At 67.3% G+C, this 16,071-nt stretch carries 14 protein-coding genes; 8 read left to right on the top strand and 6 right to left on the bottom strand.

The window, feature by feature from the left end; all coding sequences use genetic code 11:
* The 3 genes from AC5P5W_RS19120 to AC5P5W_RS19130 all read left to right on the top strand — a co-directional run bounded on the left by AC5P5W_RS19120 (window position 1) and on the right by AC5P5W_RS19130 (window position 3,141).
* Window positions 1-1,368 (top strand): leucyl aminopeptidase family protein, encoded by a 1,368-nt coding sequence (locus AC5P5W_RS19120; protein WP_005411979.1) that lies wholly within the window; start codon window positions 1-3, stop codon window positions 1,366-1,368.
* A gap of 136 nt (window positions 1,369-1,504) precedes the next feature.
* Window positions 1,505-2,608, top strand: coding sequence for a catalase family peroxidase (locus AC5P5W_RS19125; RefSeq protein WP_053495702.1), 1,104 nt, complete (start codon window positions 1,505-1,507; stop codon window positions 2,606-2,608).
* Complete coding sequence (locus AC5P5W_RS19130) at window positions 2,605-3,141, top strand: cytochrome b (protein ID WP_049441850.1); 537 nt, start codon at window positions 2,605-2,607, stop codon at window positions 3,139-3,141. Before AC5P5W_RS19125 ends, AC5P5W_RS19130 begins: the two co-directional genes overlap by 4 nt.
* Window positions 3,142-3,674: 533 nt before the next feature.
* On the opposite strand, the gene AC5P5W_RS19135 is transcribed toward AC5P5W_RS19130, so the two are convergent.
* Genes AC5P5W_RS19135 through AC5P5W_RS19145 form a run of 3 tightly spaced genes read right to left on the bottom strand, consistent with a single transcriptional unit; the run spans window position 3,675 to window position 5,622 of the window.
* Complete coding sequence (locus AC5P5W_RS19135; RefSeq protein ID WP_014645643.1) at window positions 3,675-4,277, bottom strand: response regulator transcription factor; 603 nt, start codon at window positions 4,275-4,277, stop codon at window positions 3,675-3,677.
* On the bottom strand, window positions 4,274-5,497 hold the full coding sequence (locus AC5P5W_RS19140; protein ID WP_032956229.1) for a sensor histidine kinase: 1,224 nt from the start codon (window positions 5,495-5,497) through the stop codon (window positions 4,274-4,276). The genes AC5P5W_RS19135 and AC5P5W_RS19140 overlap by 4 nt, the downstream gene beginning before the upstream one ends.
* Window positions 5,494-5,622 (bottom strand): hypothetical protein, encoded by a 129-nt coding sequence (locus tag AC5P5W_RS19145; RefSeq protein WP_257473236.1) that lies wholly within the window; start codon window positions 5,620-5,622, stop codon window positions 5,494-5,496. The genes AC5P5W_RS19140 and AC5P5W_RS19145 overlap by 4 nt, the downstream gene beginning before the upstream one ends.
* Window positions 5,623-5,824: 202 nt before the next feature.
* On the opposite strand from AC5P5W_RS19145, the gene AC5P5W_RS19150 reads away from it, so the two are divergent.
* From AC5P5W_RS19150 to AC5P5W_RS19165, 4 genes are all read left to right on the top strand, one after another.
* Window positions 5,825-7,072, top strand: a complete 1,248-nt coding sequence (locus tag AC5P5W_RS19150) for an efflux RND transporter periplasmic adaptor subunit (protein WP_197575381.1) — start codon at window positions 5,825-5,827, stop codon at window positions 7,070-7,072.
* Between the two features lie 102 nt (window positions 7,073-7,174).
* Window positions 7,175-7,864 carry an ABC transporter ATP-binding protein gene (locus tag AC5P5W_RS19155; protein ID WP_004137569.1) on the top strand — a complete coding sequence of 230 codons (690 nt, stop codon included), beginning with the start codon at window positions 7,175-7,177 and terminating at the stop codon, window positions 7,862-7,864.
* Window positions 7,865-7,878: 14 nt separating this feature from the next.
* Window positions 7,879-9,036, top strand: coding sequence for an ABC transporter permease (locus AC5P5W_RS19160; protein WP_014035671.1), 1,158 nt, complete (start codon window positions 7,879-7,881; stop codon window positions 9,034-9,036).
* A gap of 13 nt (window positions 9,037-9,049) precedes the next feature.
* Window positions 9,050-10,372 (top strand): ABC transporter permease, encoded by a 1,323-nt coding sequence (locus tag AC5P5W_RS19165; RefSeq protein WP_197575379.1) that lies wholly within the window; start codon window positions 9,050-9,052, stop codon window positions 10,370-10,372.
* Window positions 10,373-10,468: 96 nt separating this feature from the next.
* Here AC5P5W_RS19165 and AC5P5W_RS19170 read toward each other — a convergent pair whose 3' ends face one another.
* Window positions 10,469-10,747: a YrhB domain-containing protein gene (locus AC5P5W_RS19170; RefSeq protein ID WP_019661820.1), complete on the bottom strand. Its 279-nt coding sequence runs from the start codon at window positions 10,745-10,747 to the stop codon at window positions 10,469-10,471.
* Window positions 10,748-11,105: 358 nt separating this feature from the next.
* Between AC5P5W_RS19170 and AC5P5W_RS19175 the strand changes: the two genes are divergently transcribed.
* Window positions 11,106-13,931 carry a TonB-dependent receptor gene (locus tag AC5P5W_RS19175; RefSeq protein WP_495221383.1) on the top strand — a complete coding sequence of 942 codons (2,826 nt, stop codon included), beginning with the start codon at window positions 11,106-11,108 and terminating at the stop codon, window positions 13,929-13,931.
* 207 nt (window positions 13,932-14,138) lie between these two features.
* Here AC5P5W_RS19175 and rarD read toward each other — a convergent pair whose 3' ends face one another.
* Entirely contained in the window at window positions 14,139-15,035 is an 897-nt protein-coding gene (gene rarD, locus AC5P5W_RS19180; protein ID WP_197575149.1) for an EamA family transporter RarD, read from the bottom strand.
* Window positions 15,032-15,937 carry a drug/metabolite exporter YedA gene (gene yedA, locus AC5P5W_RS19185; RefSeq protein WP_049441840.1) on the bottom strand — a complete coding sequence of 302 codons (906 nt, stop codon included), beginning with the start codon at window positions 15,935-15,937 and terminating at the stop codon, window positions 15,032-15,034. Before yedA ends, rarD begins: the two co-directional genes overlap by 4 nt.
* Between the last annotated feature and the right edge of the window lie 134 nt (window positions 15,938-16,071).

The raw sequence follows: 16,071 nt of genomic DNA on the forward strand, positions 1-16,071 counted from the left end.
ATGAGCGAGATCACTGGTTTCACCGCCGACACCGCTGCGGCGCTGCCGTTGTACGTGCTGGACCGCGAGCAGTTCGCCGCTTGGAAGGACAGCCAGCCGGCTGCCACGCAGGCGTGGCTGGCATCGCAGGGCTTCAACGCCGGCGCCCACAGCGTGGCACTGCTGCCGGGCGCCGATGGCCTGGCCGGTGCCGTGATGGGCGTGGGTGATCGTGCCGATGCCTACAGCTATGCGCATGCGCCGCACGCGCTGCCGGAAGGCAGCGTCTGGCAGCTGGCCAATGAACTGCCGGCCGCCGAACTGGCGCTGCTGCAGCTGGGCTGGGGCCTGGGCAGCTACCGCTTTGACCGCTATCGCAAGCGCAACCGCGCACCGGCGCAGCTGGTGGCCTCGCCGACCGGCGAAGTGGCCGACCTGATCGCCGCCAGCCTGCGCGTGCGCGACTGGGTCAACACCCCGACCGAAGACATGGGCCCGCAGCAGCTGGAAGACGCCGCGCGCGCGCTGGCCGATGCACATGGTGCGCAGGTCGAGGCGATTACCGGCGACGAACTGCTGAAGCAGAATTTCCCGGCCATCCACGCCGTGGGCCGCGCTTCGCATCGTGCGCCGCGTCTGGTCGTGCTGCGCTGGGGCAGGGAAACCGACCCGGCGCTGGTGCTGGTGGGCAAGGGCGTGTGCTTCGATACCGGCGGGCTGGACATCAAGCCGGCCGACGGCATGCGCAACATGAAGAAGGACATGGGTGGCGCCGCGCATGCACTGGCCCTTGCCGGCCTGGTGATGGCACGTGGGCTGCCGGTGCGGCTGACCCTGCTGGTGCCGGCGGTGGAAAACGCGATCGGTCCCGATGCCTTCCGCCCGGGCGAAGTGATCGCCACCCGCAAGGGCCTGAGCGTGGAGATCGACAACACCGATGCCGAAGGCCGCGTGATCCTGTGCGATGCGCTGACCTTCGCCGGTGAGCAGAAGCCGGACCTGGTGCTGGACTTCGCCACCCTCACCGGTGCCGCGCGCATCGCACTGGGCCCGGACCTGCCGGCACTGTTCAGCAACGACGACACGGTGGCCCAGCAGTGGCTGCAGGCCGGTGACGCGACCCGCGACCCGGTCTGGCGCATGCCGCTGTGGCGCCCCTACCTGCGCTACCTGAGCAGCGGCATCGCCGACCTGGCCAACGCCGGTTCGCGCATGGCCGGCTCGGTGACCGCCGCGCTGTACCTGGAACGCTTCCTGGAAGACGGCCAGCGCTGGGCGCACCTGGATGTGTATGCCTGGAACGACGGCGAGCGCCCGGGCCGTCCGGCCGGTGGCGAAGCGCTGGCGCTGCGCTCGGCGTGGGCGATGCTGAAGCAGCGCTACAGCTGATCGGGTGGGTGCCGACCGTTGGTCGGCACCCCGTCCCCGGAAAATCTGACGAAAAATTGAATTTCGGCCCCGGCCGGGTTCTGCGAGGATGTGTGGGTCGACCACCCACACGCTCCGTGAAGGCAGGACTCCGACCATGTCGCTCTTCCGCTACACCCGCGCTGGCCAGACGCCGGGCGCGCCACGCAAGCATTCACCCCTGCTCTGGATCGCACTGATCGCACTCATTCTGGGTGCGGTCGCGCTGGCCTTCGCCTGGCTGGCCGGCTGGATTGGAAACCGCCTGACCGCGCAGCGCTTCACCGACACCATCGAGGCCACCGGCCCGGCCCACCCGGGCTTCCGCCGCGCGCACAGCAAGGGCATCTGCGTGAGCGGCTGGTTCGAACCCAGCGCGCAGGCGCCCACCCTGTCCAGCGCACGGGTGTTCTCGCAGCGCCGCGTGCCGGTGATGGGCCGGTTGTCGATCGGCGGCGGCGACCCCTACGGCGCCGACAACACTGCACGCGTGCGCAGCCTCGCGGTGCAGATGGTCAGCGATGATGGCCAGGAATGGCGCATGGCGATGAACAGCTTCCCGTTCTTCGCCGTGCCCAGCGCCGAGGCGTTCTACGAGCAGACCCGCGCCTCCATTCCCGACCCGGTCACCGGCAAGCCCGATCCGCAGAAGATGGCCGCGGTGCTGGCCAAATACCCCAGTGCGCAGGCTTTCCAGCAGTGGGCCAAGACCGCGCCGTGGACCAGCAGCTGGGCCGACACCACCTTCAACAGCGTCAACAGCTTCTGGTTCACCAATGCGCAGGGCCAGAAGCGCGCGGTGCGCTGGCGCTGGCAGCCGCAGGCGCCGGTGGTGGAGATGGATGCGGAAACCCGCAAGCAGGCCAGCGTCGATTTCCTCAGCCAGGAACTGCAGCAGCGCCTGGCCAGCGGCCCGGTGCGCTGGAACCTGGTCGTGACCACCGCCGAGCCTGGCGATGCCATCGATGATCCGTCGGTACCGTGGCCCGAATCGCGTGATCAGGTAGTGGCCGGCGTACTCAGCCTGGACCGCATGCAGTCGCAGGAACAGGGCGCCTGCGGGCAGATCAATTTCGATCCGCTGATCCTGCCCAGCGGCGTGCGTGGCAGTGACGATCCGATCCTGGCGGCCCGCTCGGCCGTGTATTCGCAGTCCTTCAACCGCCGCGAACGCGAGCGCGCCACCGGCAACGTCGAGCAACGGAAGGAGGCCGCACGATGAGCACCGGCAACGGCCACTTCAACCTGCTGGCGCGGGTGCTGCACTGGTCCATGGCGCTGATGATCGTCGCCATGCTGTTCATTGGCGTGACCATGGTCGCCTCGCTGCACCTGCGGCCGATGCTGATCGACCTGCACCGCCCATTGGGCATCACCATCGGCGTACTGGTGTTGCTGCGCCTGTACAACCGGCTGCGTCATCGCCCACCGCCGCTGCCGGCGGATCTTCCTGTGTGGCAGGTGATGGCGGCCAAGGCCTCGCACTGGATGCTGTACGCACTGATGCTGGCGATGCCGCTGATCGGCTGGGCGATGCTGTCGGCCGGCGGTTACCCGATCGTGCTGTGGGGCGGCCTGCACCTGCCGCCGATCGTGCCCCATACCCCGGCGCTGTATGCCGCGTTGCGCAATGCGCACAGCCTGCTGGCCTATGTGTTGTTTGCCACGGTGCTGATGCATGTGGGTGCGGCGCTGTTCCACCTGTGGGTGCGGCGTGACGGGGTGTTCCAGGCGATGGCGCGCGGGAAGAATTGAAAGGATTCGCCGGGCGTTCCCGGCGGATTGTTTCCGCGACCGCGGGGGGTGTCACTTTCTTTGCGCGCAAAGAAAGTAACCAAAGAAACGCTCCGCCGGCCGCGAGCCGGCGTGCTTCGCACGCCGGTGCCCTGCGCTCCTCGGTCCGTCGAGGGACGGCGCGGGAACTCGCTGCGCTCAGACACCCGCGCCTCTTCGCCCTCGCCGGTCCTGCGGTGCTCGGCTCGCTCAAGGCGGACTGGAAGGTCAAGATCAACAGCAAGAGCATCCACGCATGGCGTGGATCTACCGGGTGCAGATTTTGCCTTTGACGTTGGGTCCGCCTTGAGCGAGCCGAGCATCGCAGGGGAATCAGGGGGCGCAGAGGCGCCGGTGTCTGAGCGCAGCGAGTTCGGCGCCGTCCCCTGATTCGCCGAGAAGCGCAGGGAACCGTCGCGTAGCGACGGCTCGCGCTCTGGCGGCGTGTTTCTTTGGTTACTTTCTTTGCACGAGCAAAGAAAGTGACACCTCTCCGCAGGCGCGGAAATGATCCGCTACAACCACCCTTTCTGCCGCGCCAGCCGGTACGCCTCGATCCGGTTGGCCACGCCCAGCTTGCCGATGCACTCGGACAGGTAATTGCGCACCGTACCGTGCGACAACCCCAGCTGCTCGGCGATCTCGCTGGCGGTGCGGCCCTCGCCCGCCAGCCGCAGTACGCGGCGCTCGCGGTCGGTCAGCGGATCGGCCTGCGACCACGCATCCAGTGCCAGCTGCGGGTCGATCGCGCGGATGCCCTGTTTCACCTTGCGCAGGGCATCGGCCAGGTTCTCGGCCGGTGCATCCTTCAGCAGGTAGCCCAGCACGCCGGCTTCCAGCGCGCGGCGCAGGAAGCCGGCGCGGGCGAAGGTGGTCACGATCACCACCTTGATCGGCAGCTCGTGGCGCGCGATGCGCTGGGCAAGCTCGAGCCCGGACAGGCCGGGCATCTCGATGTCGGTGACCAGGATGTCCGGTTGCAGCTGCTGCAGCATCCGCCACGCTGTTTCGCCATCGGCGGCGCTGCCCAGCACCTCGATATCCGGCTCCAGGCCCAGCAACGCCGACAGTGCACCGCGCACCATCGCCTGATCCTCGGCCAGCAGGATGCGGATCATGCGGCACCGTCCTGTGCCAGCGACGGCGGCGCTCCCGGCGGCAACGGTGTGGTCGCGGCAGCCAGTGGCACGCGCACGGTCAGTCGCGTGCCCTCACCCTTTGCGGACTGTACCTGCAGGCTGCCCCCCAGGGCGGCCACGCGTTCGCGCATGCCGCTCAGCCCGTTGCCCTCGGCCTGCACGCCGCCACGGCCATCGTCGCGGATCTGCATCGCCAGCATGCGTCCCTCCAGCATGAACTCCACCCGTGCCTGTGTCGCCTGTGCATGGCGCACGATATTGGTTGCGGCCTCGCGCAGCACCAGCGCCAGCCCGCGTTCGACATCCACCGGCATCGCCGGTGGTGGTGCGTATTGAAGGTGGACCTGCTGGCATTCCAGCAGCAGCCGCGCCGATGCCAGCTCACCGGCCAGGTCGCTGGCGCGGATGCCGGTAACCGCGCTGCGCACCTGTGCCAGCGCTTCGCGGGCGATGGCCTCGGCCTCGCCGATCTCCAGCCGCGCGCGCGCGTCGCCGCGGTCGTGCAGCTTGCGCGCCAGCTCCAGCTTCAATGTGATCAGCGACAGGGTGTGGCCGAGCAGGTCATGCAGGTCGCGGCCGATGCGTTCGCGCTCGGCAGTGGCCGCCAGCCGCCGCACCTCGTCCTGCGACAGCTGCAGTGCCGCATCCTTCTGCTGGTTGAGCGCTTCCACGTTCACGACCAGCCCCACGATGTAGGACACGGCCGGGATCCAGACCAGGCTCTGCCACGGGTACTGGAACAGCAGCGCGAGGCTGCAGAACAGAAGGTTCAGGCCAGTGAGCTGCAGCAGATACTGCCACCAGCCACCGCGTCCGCTCACCCGCAGCAGCACGCAGCCGAACACGAAGTAGGTCAGCCCGGACGGATACCAGGGCAGCAGCACCAGCGACATCGCGATCAGGCCCAGCGCATAGCGCGGAGCGTGATGGCGCGGCGCCACCATCACCTTGGCGTACAGCAGCAGGAACACCGGATAGCTGGCCAGCGTCAGCAGCAGCCAGCGCAGGGTGAAGCCGTGGCCAAGCAAGGGCGTCAGGAAGATCCACACCGACCACAGCAGGTGGACTGCCTCGCTCCAGGGCGATTTTCCCCGGCGCAGCGTATCGGCCACCGCCGAGTCCGGCGCGGGGCGCAGCAGCGAGGCAAGCCATGTCGACGGCACGGGCGGTTCCAGGCGGGGACGATCGCCGCCGATCATGCCAGTTCAGCCGCCTGCGCGCAGGCGCCACCACCGGCCGGGCGGCACCGGCGCAACCGAGCGCGGATCACGGTACGCTTGGCGGCGCGGCTGTGGCGGGCCAGCGACGGGGTGATCGGATCCATGGGCGGTACCGGTAGCGGGGACGTTGCCATCCTGTGCCGCCGTGGTCACGTTTCGCAGTTGCCGCCGTCAGTGTCATCGGGTGACAGCTGTCACTGCCGTCATCGCTGTGCCTGCCTGCATGCTGTGCCGCACGCTCCACCGCCGGAACCGCCGCCGTCCGCCCTTCCGGCCACACCCGCCCAAACGCCTGTGATGGAACGAATGAACGCTTCTGCCGAGCTGTTGAAGGAACTCCGTATCGACCGCAAATCGCCGCCGCCCGCCTCCGGCGGCAGTGGCGGTGGCCGCCGCTGGCTGTGGATCGCGATCATCGTGGTCGTGTTGTTGCTGGCCGCTGTCGGCTTCGCCCTGTTCGGGCGTACGCCGGCAGTGGACGTGGAAACCGCCCCCGCCGTGGCCATCCAGCAGGGCAGCGCCAGCAGTTCGGTGCTCGATGCCAGTGGCTACGTGGTCGCCCGGCGCATGGCCACGGTATCGGCCAAGATCACCGGCAAGGTGCGCGAGGTGATGATCGAGGAAGGCATGCGCGTGGAACAGGGCCAGATCATGGCCACCCTGGACCCGATCGATGCCGACGCGCAGCGCAGCCTGTATGCCTCGCAGCTGCAGGCCGCACGCAGCCAGGTGGCCGGCCTGGAAGCGCAGCAGAAGCAGGCGGCCGCTGAAGCCAGCCGCCTGCAGGCACTGGTCGGCCAGCAGCTGGTGTCGCGCTCGCAGTACGACCAGGCGGTGGCCCAGCGTGACAGCCTGCGTGCACAGCTGGACACCGCACAGCGCAACGTCAGGGTGGCCAACGACCAGCTGGCCATCGCCGATCTGGGCGTGGACAACAACATCGTGCGCGCGCCGTTCTCCGGCGTGGTCACTGCCAAGGCCGCGCAGCCCGGCGAAATCGTCTCGCCGCTGTCGGCGGGCGGTGGGTTCACCCGTACCGGCATCGGCACCATCGTCGACATGGACTCGCTGGAGATCGAAGTCGAGGTCGGCGAGGCCTTCATCGGCCGCGTGCAGCCGAAGATGCCGGTCGAAGCCACGCTCAACGCCTATCCGGAGTGGAAGATTCCGGGCGAGGTGATCGCCATCATCCCCACCGCCGACCGCGGCAAGGCCACGGTGAAGGTGCGCGTGGCGCTGAAGGTGAAGGACCCGCGCATCGTGCCGGAGATGGGCGTGCGCGTCAGCTTCCTGGAACAGGCGCAGCCGCAGGCGGCCGCCAAACCGCAGGGCGTGCGCGTGCCGGCGGGCGCCGTGGTCCAGCGCGAGGGCGCCTCGGTTGCCTTCGTGCTGGGTGACGAAAGCCGCGTGCAGCAGCGCACGGTCGAGGCCGGCCAGGCGATGGGCAAGGACCGCCAGATCCTCAAGGGCGTGAGCGCAGGTGAATCGGTGGTGCTGAACCCGCCGGACAGCCTGCGCGATGGCGCCAAGGTGCAACAGAAACAAGCGCAGTAGCGGCCTGGCGCCCACGGGCGCCGCCGGCAGCACCGCTCGACGCACGCCTGCGGCCCCTGCCGTGGCGCTTCCCCGTTTCCCGCCTTCCGTGGAGAACCACCCATGTCGACCCTGGTTTCACTGCGCAACATCACCAAGACCTACCAGCGTGGCCCCGAGAAAGTGCAGGTGCTGCACGGCATCGACCTGGACATCGCCAGCGGCGACTTCGTCGCGCTGATGGGCCCGTCCGGCTCGGGCAAGACCACCCTGCTCAACCTGATCGGCGGCCTGGACAACCCCAGCGGCGGCGAGATCAGCATCGAGGGCGAGCGCATCGACCAGATGAGCGGCGGCCAGCTGTCGACCTGGCGCAGCCACCACGTCGGCTTCGTGTTCCAGTTCTACAACCTGATGCCGATGCTGACCGCGCAGAAGAACGTGGAACTGCCGCTGCTGCTGACCCACCTCAATGCGGCGCAGCGCCGCCGCAACGCCGAGATCGCGCTGACCCTGGTCGGCCTGGCCGACCGCCGCAGCCACCGCCCGAATGAACTGTCCGGCGGCCAGCAGCAGCGCGTGGCAATCGCCCGGGCGATCGTCTCCGACCCGACCTTCCTGATCTGCGACGAACCGACCGGCGACCTCGACCGCCAGTCCGCCGAGGAGATCCTCGGCCTGCTGCAGCAGCTCAACCGGGAGCATGGCAAGACCATCATCATGGTCACCCATGACCCGAAGGCCGCCGAGTACGCCACGCACACGGTGCACCTGGACAAGGGCGAGCTGGCCGACGCGCCGCTGGCCCACTGACGGAGGCCACGGCGATGAAATACTTCTCGTTGGTGTGGGCGCAGCTGTTCCGCAGCCGTACCCGCACGTTGCTGACCCTGCTCTCCGTGGTGGCCGCGTTCCTGCTGTTCGGCATGCTCGATTCGGTGCGCGTGGCATTCACCTCCGGCGGCAGCGTGGAAGGCGCCAACCGCCTGGTGGTCGCATCGCGGCTGTCGATCACCCAGTCGCTGCCGATCCGCCTGGAGGCCCAGGTGCGGCAGGTGGCCGGCGTGCGCGACGTGGCCTATGGCATGTGGTTCGGCGGCATCTACCAGGACCCGAAGAACTTCTTCCCGAACTTCTCGGTGTCCCCCAACTACTTCGATGTCTACCGCGAGCTGCAGATCGACCCGGCACAGCTGGAAGACTGGAAGCAGACCCGTACCGGCGCCATCGTCGGCGAAACCCTGGCCAAGCAGTTCGGCTGGAAGATCGGCGACACCATCCCGCTGCAGGCCACGATCTTCCCGCGTGGCGGCAGCAACGACTGGCCGCTGGTGCTCAAGGGCATCTACCGTTCCAAGGACCGTGCGCTGGCCGCCAACGAAGAACGCCAGTTGATGATGAACTGGAAGTACTTCGATGAATCCAACGACTACATCAAGAACCAGGTGAGCTGGTACACGGTAACGCTGGACAACCCGGACCACTCTTCGCGGGTGGCGCAGGCGATCGACGCGATCTCGGCCAACTCCGACCACGAGACCAAGACCCAGACCGAATCGGCGTTCCAGCAGGCCTTCGTCAAGCAGTTCGCGGATATCGGCATGATCGTCACCTCGATCATGGGCGCGGTGTTCTTCACCCTGCTGCTGTTGACCGGCAACACCATGGCGCAGGCCGTGCGCGAGCGCGTGCCGGAGCTGGCCACGCTGAAAACGCTGGGCTTCAAGGACAGCACCGTGCTGACCCTGGTGATGGTGGAATCGGTGCTGCTGATCGGCCTGGGCGGCCTGATCGGCATGGGCCTGGCCGCGCTGATCCTGCCGGCCATCGGCCCGAAGAGCATGGGCATGCTGCCGCCGCACGTGCCGACGCCAACCTGGCTGATGGGGCTGGGCCTGATCGTGGTGATCGGCATCATCGTCGGCCTGTTGCCGGCGCTGCGTGCCAAGCGCCTGAAGATCGTCGACGCACTGGCCGGTCGCTGAGGAGAACACAGACATGTTCAAGAGCAAACTCAAGAAGTGGCTGGGCAACGGCGTGACGGTGCTGCTGCTGGCGGTCGGCCTGGTGCTGTGGATCAGCCTGCCGTGGACCGGCGTGCTGGCCGTGACCGTGCTGGTGGCCCTGTGGCTGCTGCTGACCCGCGGGGGGCGACTGGCGCTGGCCGCCACCCATATCGGCGTGGCCAGCCTGCCGCAGCGCTGGGGCGCGTCCTCGGTGATCGTGGTCGGCATCGCCGGCGTGGTCGGCGTGCTGGTGGCAATGCTGGCGATGGGCGAAGGCTTCCAGGCCACGCTCAACAACACCGGCGATGACACCACTGCCATCGTGCTGCGCGGTGGCTCGCAGGCCGAGACCAACTCGGTGATCACCCGCGAGCAGGTACCGATGCTGTCCACCCTGCCCGGCATCAGCCGCGATGCGCAGGGCCGGCCGCTGCTGTCGCCGGAGCTGTCGCAGGTGGTCAACCTGGTGTCGAAGTCCGATGGCACCGACGTCAACGCGCAGTTCCGCGGCGTGGGCCCGCAGGCATGGGCGGTGCATGACAAGGTCAGGATCGTCGAGGGGCGCAAGTTCGCCACCGGCCTGCGCGAGATCGTGGTCGGCCAGGGCGCCAAGGGCCAGTTCCGCGACATGGAGGTGGGCAGGACACTGACCCTGGGCAACCAGACCTGGACCGTAGTGGGTGTGTTCGCCACCGGCGATGCGCATGATTCGGAACTGTGGACCGACGCCGATACGCTGGCCACCACCTACCAGCGCAGCGCCTGGCAGTCGATCAGCGTGCGCACCGAGGGCAAGGCAGGCTTCGATCAGTTCAAGGCCGCCGTCGCCGCCGACCCGCGCCTGAAACTGGACGTGGAAACCACCCGCGTGTACTACAGCAAGCAGGGCGGCGGGCTGACCAAGTTGATCGACATCCTTGGCAAGGTGATCGGCACGATCATGGCGGTCGGTGCGGTGTTTGGCGCGCTCAACACCATGTATGCGGCCGTCGCCACGCGCGCCCGCGAAATCGCCACCATGCGTGCGATCGGCTTCCGCGGCCTGCCGGTGGTGACGGCAGTGATGCTGGAGACGATGCTGCTGGCGCTGCTCGGTGGCCTGCTCGGCTGTGCGGTGGCGTGGCTGCTGTTCAATGGCTACAGCGTGTCCACCATCGGCAGCAACTTCAGCGCAGTGGTGTTCAAGTTCCATGTGTCGCCGGAACTGCTGTGGACCGGCCTGAAATGGGCACTGGGCATCGGCCTGGTCGGCGGCCTGTTCCCGGCACTGCGCGCGGCACGTTTGCCGATCACCACGGCGCTGCGCGAAACCTGAGCATCGCGCAGCGGTGGACTGCGCATCACGCAAGGGGACGGAGCGAAGGCTCCGTCCCTTTCACGTTGCCGAACTCAGAAATCCGCCGCCGCAGCATCAGACGGCGGGGCCGCGCGCGGCCAGATGCTGGCGAAGGACCTCCTCGGGCGGATACGCCGTGCCCAGCGCGTGCTGCTCGCCTGTGTGCCGGTCGACGAAGATCGGCCCATTGCCGGCCAATGCATCCGAGATTTCGCCGGATTGCAGGTAGCGCAGCGACTGGAAGCAGAACAGCCAGCCTTCGACCACTTCGTGCTCATGCGTGATGGCAACCGGCTCATCGTCGCTGGCAAGTGCAGCCTCCACGCGACGGCGTGCTTCTTCAAGCTGGATCATTCCTTCGTCTCCTGCCTTCGATGACAAGGCGAAGAGCATTTCATGCGGGCAGGTGCATCACAACGGCTGCGCGCCTGCATACAAGCGCGTACTGCGACGCGTTGTCGCAACCACTCAAGCGTGCCAGCTTCGTGCCGCTATCGATGCCTCTGCCCATCGCAAACGCAGCGCGCGTGACGCTGCGCACAGCGCATCTGTGGATTGTTGGTTGCGATTCATTTTCGCGCACTTCCAGCAGCGCCGAGACAAACAGTTACGAATGGAAACATTCTAGAATCGCGCCCCCCACGTTGGTTTGCAGCACCCCACGCGCCCATAGAACGGGCGCTTGTTTTTACCGAAACACGAGATTTCACGGATGTCCCTGAAAACCAATCCGCTGCGCAACGCGATCGTCATCGCGCTGGCCGCCAGCTGCACCACCCCCGCCTTCGCACAGAGCACCAGCGATACCCCGACCAACCTCGACCGCATCGAAATCACCGGCTCGCGCATCCGCCAGGCCAGTGTCGAAACCGCACAGCCGGTGGTCGCGCTCAACCGCGCCGAGATCGAGAAGAAGGGCTACGTCAATGTCGCTGACATCCTGCAGGACATTCCTGCCGCCGGTGCGCCGAGCATGAGCCGCGCCTCGTCGCTGACCTCCTCGCGCGACTTCGGCGGCATGTACGTCAGCCTGCGCAACCTGGGCCCGGAACGCAGCCTGGTGCTGATCGACGGCCGCCGCATGGGCGTCAGCGCCGGCGGTTACTCCGACCTGGCCTCGATCCCGTCGTCCATCGTCGAGCGCGTGGAAGTGCTGACCGACGGCGCCTCCGCGCTGTACGGCTCCGATGCCATCGCCGGCGTGGTCAACATCATCACCCGCAAGAATTTCGATGGTGGCGAAGCCAGCGTCTATGTCGGCCAGTACGGCCAGGGTGACGGCCAGAAGCGCGCCTACAGCGCGACCTTCGGCAAGACCTTCGAGCGCGGCTGGTTCAGCGTGGGCGCCGAGCGCACCAAGGAAGATGAGGTGCTGGGCAAGGACCGCGAGTTCAGCCGTTACACCAACGGCCCGCGCCACCCCAACGATGGCCTCAATGGCAACACCCCGTGGGGCTACGTCACCGTCGGTGGCAAGAACCTGACGGTGGGCCCGGGCGGCGACCCGGGCAAGGCCGGCAACTTCCATGCGCCGGACCCGGCTGATGGTGCAAACACCAAGTCGAACATGAGCCTGCTGACCGGCCTGGAACGCACCTCGGTGTTCGCCAACGGTGGCTTCTCGATCACCGACAACCTGCGCATCGTCGCCGACGCGTTGTACAGCAAGCGCGAGTCGACCAAGCACCTGGCCGGTTACCCGTACTCGGTCAGCGCCGCGCAGGCCCGCAATGGCAGCCGTGCCGCCCTGTCCAAGGACAGCGCGTTCAACCTGTGGGGCCAGGATGCGCTGTTCGCGCACCGTACCGAGGAACTGCCGCGCGGCACCGAGAACAACCTGGAAACCAAGCGCGCCAGCATTGGTCTGGAAGGCAGCTTCGAAACCGGTTCGCGGTACTGGGACTGGAACGTCAACTACATGTACAGCCGCAACGAAGGCGAGCGCATCGGTACCGGCAGCATGTACCAGCCGCACGTCAACCTGGCCGTCGGCCCGTCCTTCATGGACGGCAACGTGGCCCGCTGCGGTGCGCCGGGCGCGGTGATCGCCGGCTGCGTGCCGTGGAACCCGGCCGCCCCGATGGGTTACACCGGACCCGGCTCGCTGAGCAACCAGGACGTGCAGGACTACCTGTTCACCCGCTTCGTCGACAAGATGCAGAGCACCACCAAGGTCGCCAGCGGCAACATCTCCGGCTCGCTGTTCACCCTGCCGGCCGGCGACATCCTGGCCGCGATGGGCTTCGAGCACCGCAGCGAAGAAGCCAGCTACACTCCGGACACGATGGTGCAGAAGGGCGAGATCGCCGGCACCAGCGGCCAGCCGACCCGCGGCAACTACTCGCTCAACGAGGTCTACCTGGAGCTGCAGGTGCCGCTGCTGGCCGACCTGCCGTTCGCCCGCGAACTGTCGCTGGACATGGCCGGCCGCTACTCGGACTACAACAACTTCGGTTCGACCACCAACAGCAAGTTCGGCCTGAAGTGGAAGCCGATCGACAGCCTGCTGGTGCGCGCCACCTACGGCACCGGCTTCCGTGCGCCGACCGTGGATGACCTGTACGGCGGCACCGTCAGCAGCCGCGACTCGTTCACCGATCCGTGCGATACCTCCTTCGGTACCGCCGCCACCAGCCCGACCGTCGCTGCCCGCTGCCAGGCGCTGAAGGTGCCGGCCAACTTCCGCCAGCTCAACAGCGATGGCAGCGTGGCCACCAAGCCCGGCCAGCAGGCCACCACCGATTTCAGCTCGGGCTCCAACCCGGGCCTGAAGCCGGAAACCGCCAAGACCTGGACCGTCGGCCTGGTCTACAGCCCGGACTTCGTGCAGGGCCTGGACGTCAGCCTGGACTGGTGGAAGATCCGCATCGACAACGCCATCGTCGGTGAGTCGGCCACCAACATCCTGGAACAGTGCTACGTGCAGGGTTCGGATGCCGCCTGCGGCCGCTTCACCCGTGGCAGCAACGGCCAGGTCAACTCGCTGGACCGCTCGCTGGTCAACGCGGGCTACCGCGAAACCGCCGGCTATGACATCAACGTGCGCTACCGCCTGCCGGAAACCGCGTTCGGCAAGTTCGCCGTCAACTGGAACACCACGTACACCGACTACCTGGAGCAGCGCAACGACAGCGCCGCGACCACCCCGGTGGAACAGCGTACCGGTTGGGCCGGCGACTTCCGCGTGCGCTCCACCTTCAACCTGGATTGGCAGTATGGCGACCTCGGCATCGGCTGGACCGCGCGCTACTACTCCAGCATGAAGGAGAAGTGCTCGTACATGGATGAGTGCAACCTGCCGGGCTTCAACTCGTCGTACACCAGCGCGTCGCCGACCAACAAGGTGGGCTCCAACACCTTCCACGACCTGCAGGTGCGTTACAGCCTGCCGTGGGATGGCACCGTGTCGCTGGGCGTGAACAACGTGTTCAACCACCAGGGTCCGATCATGTACAGCCAGCCGAACAGCAGCTTCACCTACTACGGTGGCTTCGACATCGGCCGCTTCATGTACATGAAGTACCAGCAGCGCTTCTAAGCCTGCAACCGCCTTCCCGCCACGGCCATCCCTCTCTCCTGGCCGTGGACGGAAGCAGAACGGCGCCCCTCGGGGCGCCGTTCTTTTTTGGGTGGAAGCGGGTCGGATCCCTTCGCCCTGCGAAGGGATCCGACCCCACGCGACGGATAGAACAGGGTCAGAGCCCTCCGCGTTGCGGAGGGATCCGACCCCGCAGCCCCGCCGGCGCTAGCGCTTGGCGCGCATCGTGCGGATGTTGTCGCCGACGAACAGGATCAGGCCGGCCCAGATCGCGGCAAAACCGATCGCCTTGGCGGTATCGAACACTTCGTGGAAGAAGAACACGCCCAGCAGCAGCTGCAGGCTCGGTGCGATGTACTGCAGGATGCCGACCAGCGACAGCGGAATGCGCTTCACGCCGTAGGCAAAGCCGATAAGCGGTACGGCGGTGACTGCGCCACCGAAGATCAGCAGCAGGTCGTTGCGCCAGCCCCAGCCATGGAAGAACGCACCGCCATGGCCGTTTTCCGCCCAGATCGCGAAGGCCAGCGCCGGCAGGAACAGGTACATGCTTTCCACGCCCAGGCCGGCCACCGGGTCGACCGAGACCAGCTTGCGCAACAGCCCATACAGGCCGAACGAACAAGCCAGGCCGAGCGCGATCCACGGCGGTGTGCCGGCGTCGATGGTCAGCCAGGCCACGCCCACCGCCGCCATCGCCACCGCCACCCATTGCAGGCGGCGCAGGTGTTCCTTCAGCACCAGCACGCCCAGCAGCACGTTCACCAGCGGGTTGATGAAGTAGCCCAGGCTGGTCTCGATGACATGACCGGCGTTGACCGCCCAGATGTACAGGCCCCAGTTGAAGGCGATAGTCAGGCTCGACACCAGCAGGATCGGCAGCGCGCGCGGCTGCGCGGCTATCTTCTGCCACCAGCCCAGGCGCGAGCTGATCAGCAGCCAGCCCAGCACCAGCACGGTGCTCCAGATGATGCGGTGGGCGATGATCTGGAACGAAGGCACCTCGTTGAGCAGGTGCCAGTACACCGGCACCAGACCCCAGATCACGAAGGTGGACGCGGTGACCAGCAGGCCCCGGCGTTGTTCTTTCTCGTCCATGCTCATCTCTTTCGCGTCCTTGCCATCGTCAGTACCACCACACCCAGGAGAATCACCGCCATCGCCAGCAGGTCGCGCCAGCCGAAGCGTTCACCGTTGAGCAGCGCGCCGAGCAGCACCGCGATCACCGGGTTGACGTACGCATAGCTGCCGGCCAGCGCCGGACGCACGTTCTGCAGCAGCCACACGTAGGCAGTGAACGCGACGATGGAGCCGAACACGCACAGGTACGCCATCGCCAGCAGGCCACCGGTATCGGGCAGCGTGCTCGGGCGCTCGCCGACCGCCAGGCCGATCAGCACCAGCAGCACGCCACCGCAGATCATCTGCCCGGCCGCGGTCATGAACGGGCCCGGCAGGTCCAGCCCGCGTGCCCACACCGAACCGAAGGCCCAGCCGATCGGCGCGATCAGCAGCAGCACCAGCCCGGTCGGCGAGGCGGTCAGGCTGCTGCCGGCATTGAGCCAGACCACACCGAGGAAGCCGATGGCGATGCCCAGCCACTCACCGCGGCTGGCATGCTGCCCGCGCAGCGCCGAGAACAGCGCCATCCACAGCGGCACCGAGGCCACCGCGGTGGCGGCCAGGCCCGAGGACACCTCGCGCTCGGCCAGCACCACCATGCCGTTGCCCAGCACCAGCATGGTCACGCCCATGATGACCAGGTTGCGCCATTGCCGCAGGGTCGGGTTCGGCAGCTTCCAGAACAGGCGCAGCGCCAGGAACATCAGGCCGCCGGCAATGATGAAGCGGCTGCCGGAGACCATCGTCAGCGGCAGTGCGCCGCCGTGCAGGGCCTTGGCGATGCCCAGGTAGGTCGAGCCCCAGACCACGTAGACCAGCAGCAGTGCCAGCGCGACAAGGCCACCCCGGGGGGCAGCCGCAGACGAAGAGGGGGGAACCGACATGACACACCAGGGAGCCGGGGGAAGGCGGATTCTAGGACGTTTTGAGTATGGTCCGGGACCCCATACGGTGGCACGCTGTCATCCATCCATGCACCCTGCTCTGGTCTGCTACCCCGTGTTGACGGTCGATGCAG

This window comes from Stenotrophomonas sp. YJH_SMC_123, assembly GCF_059368215.1.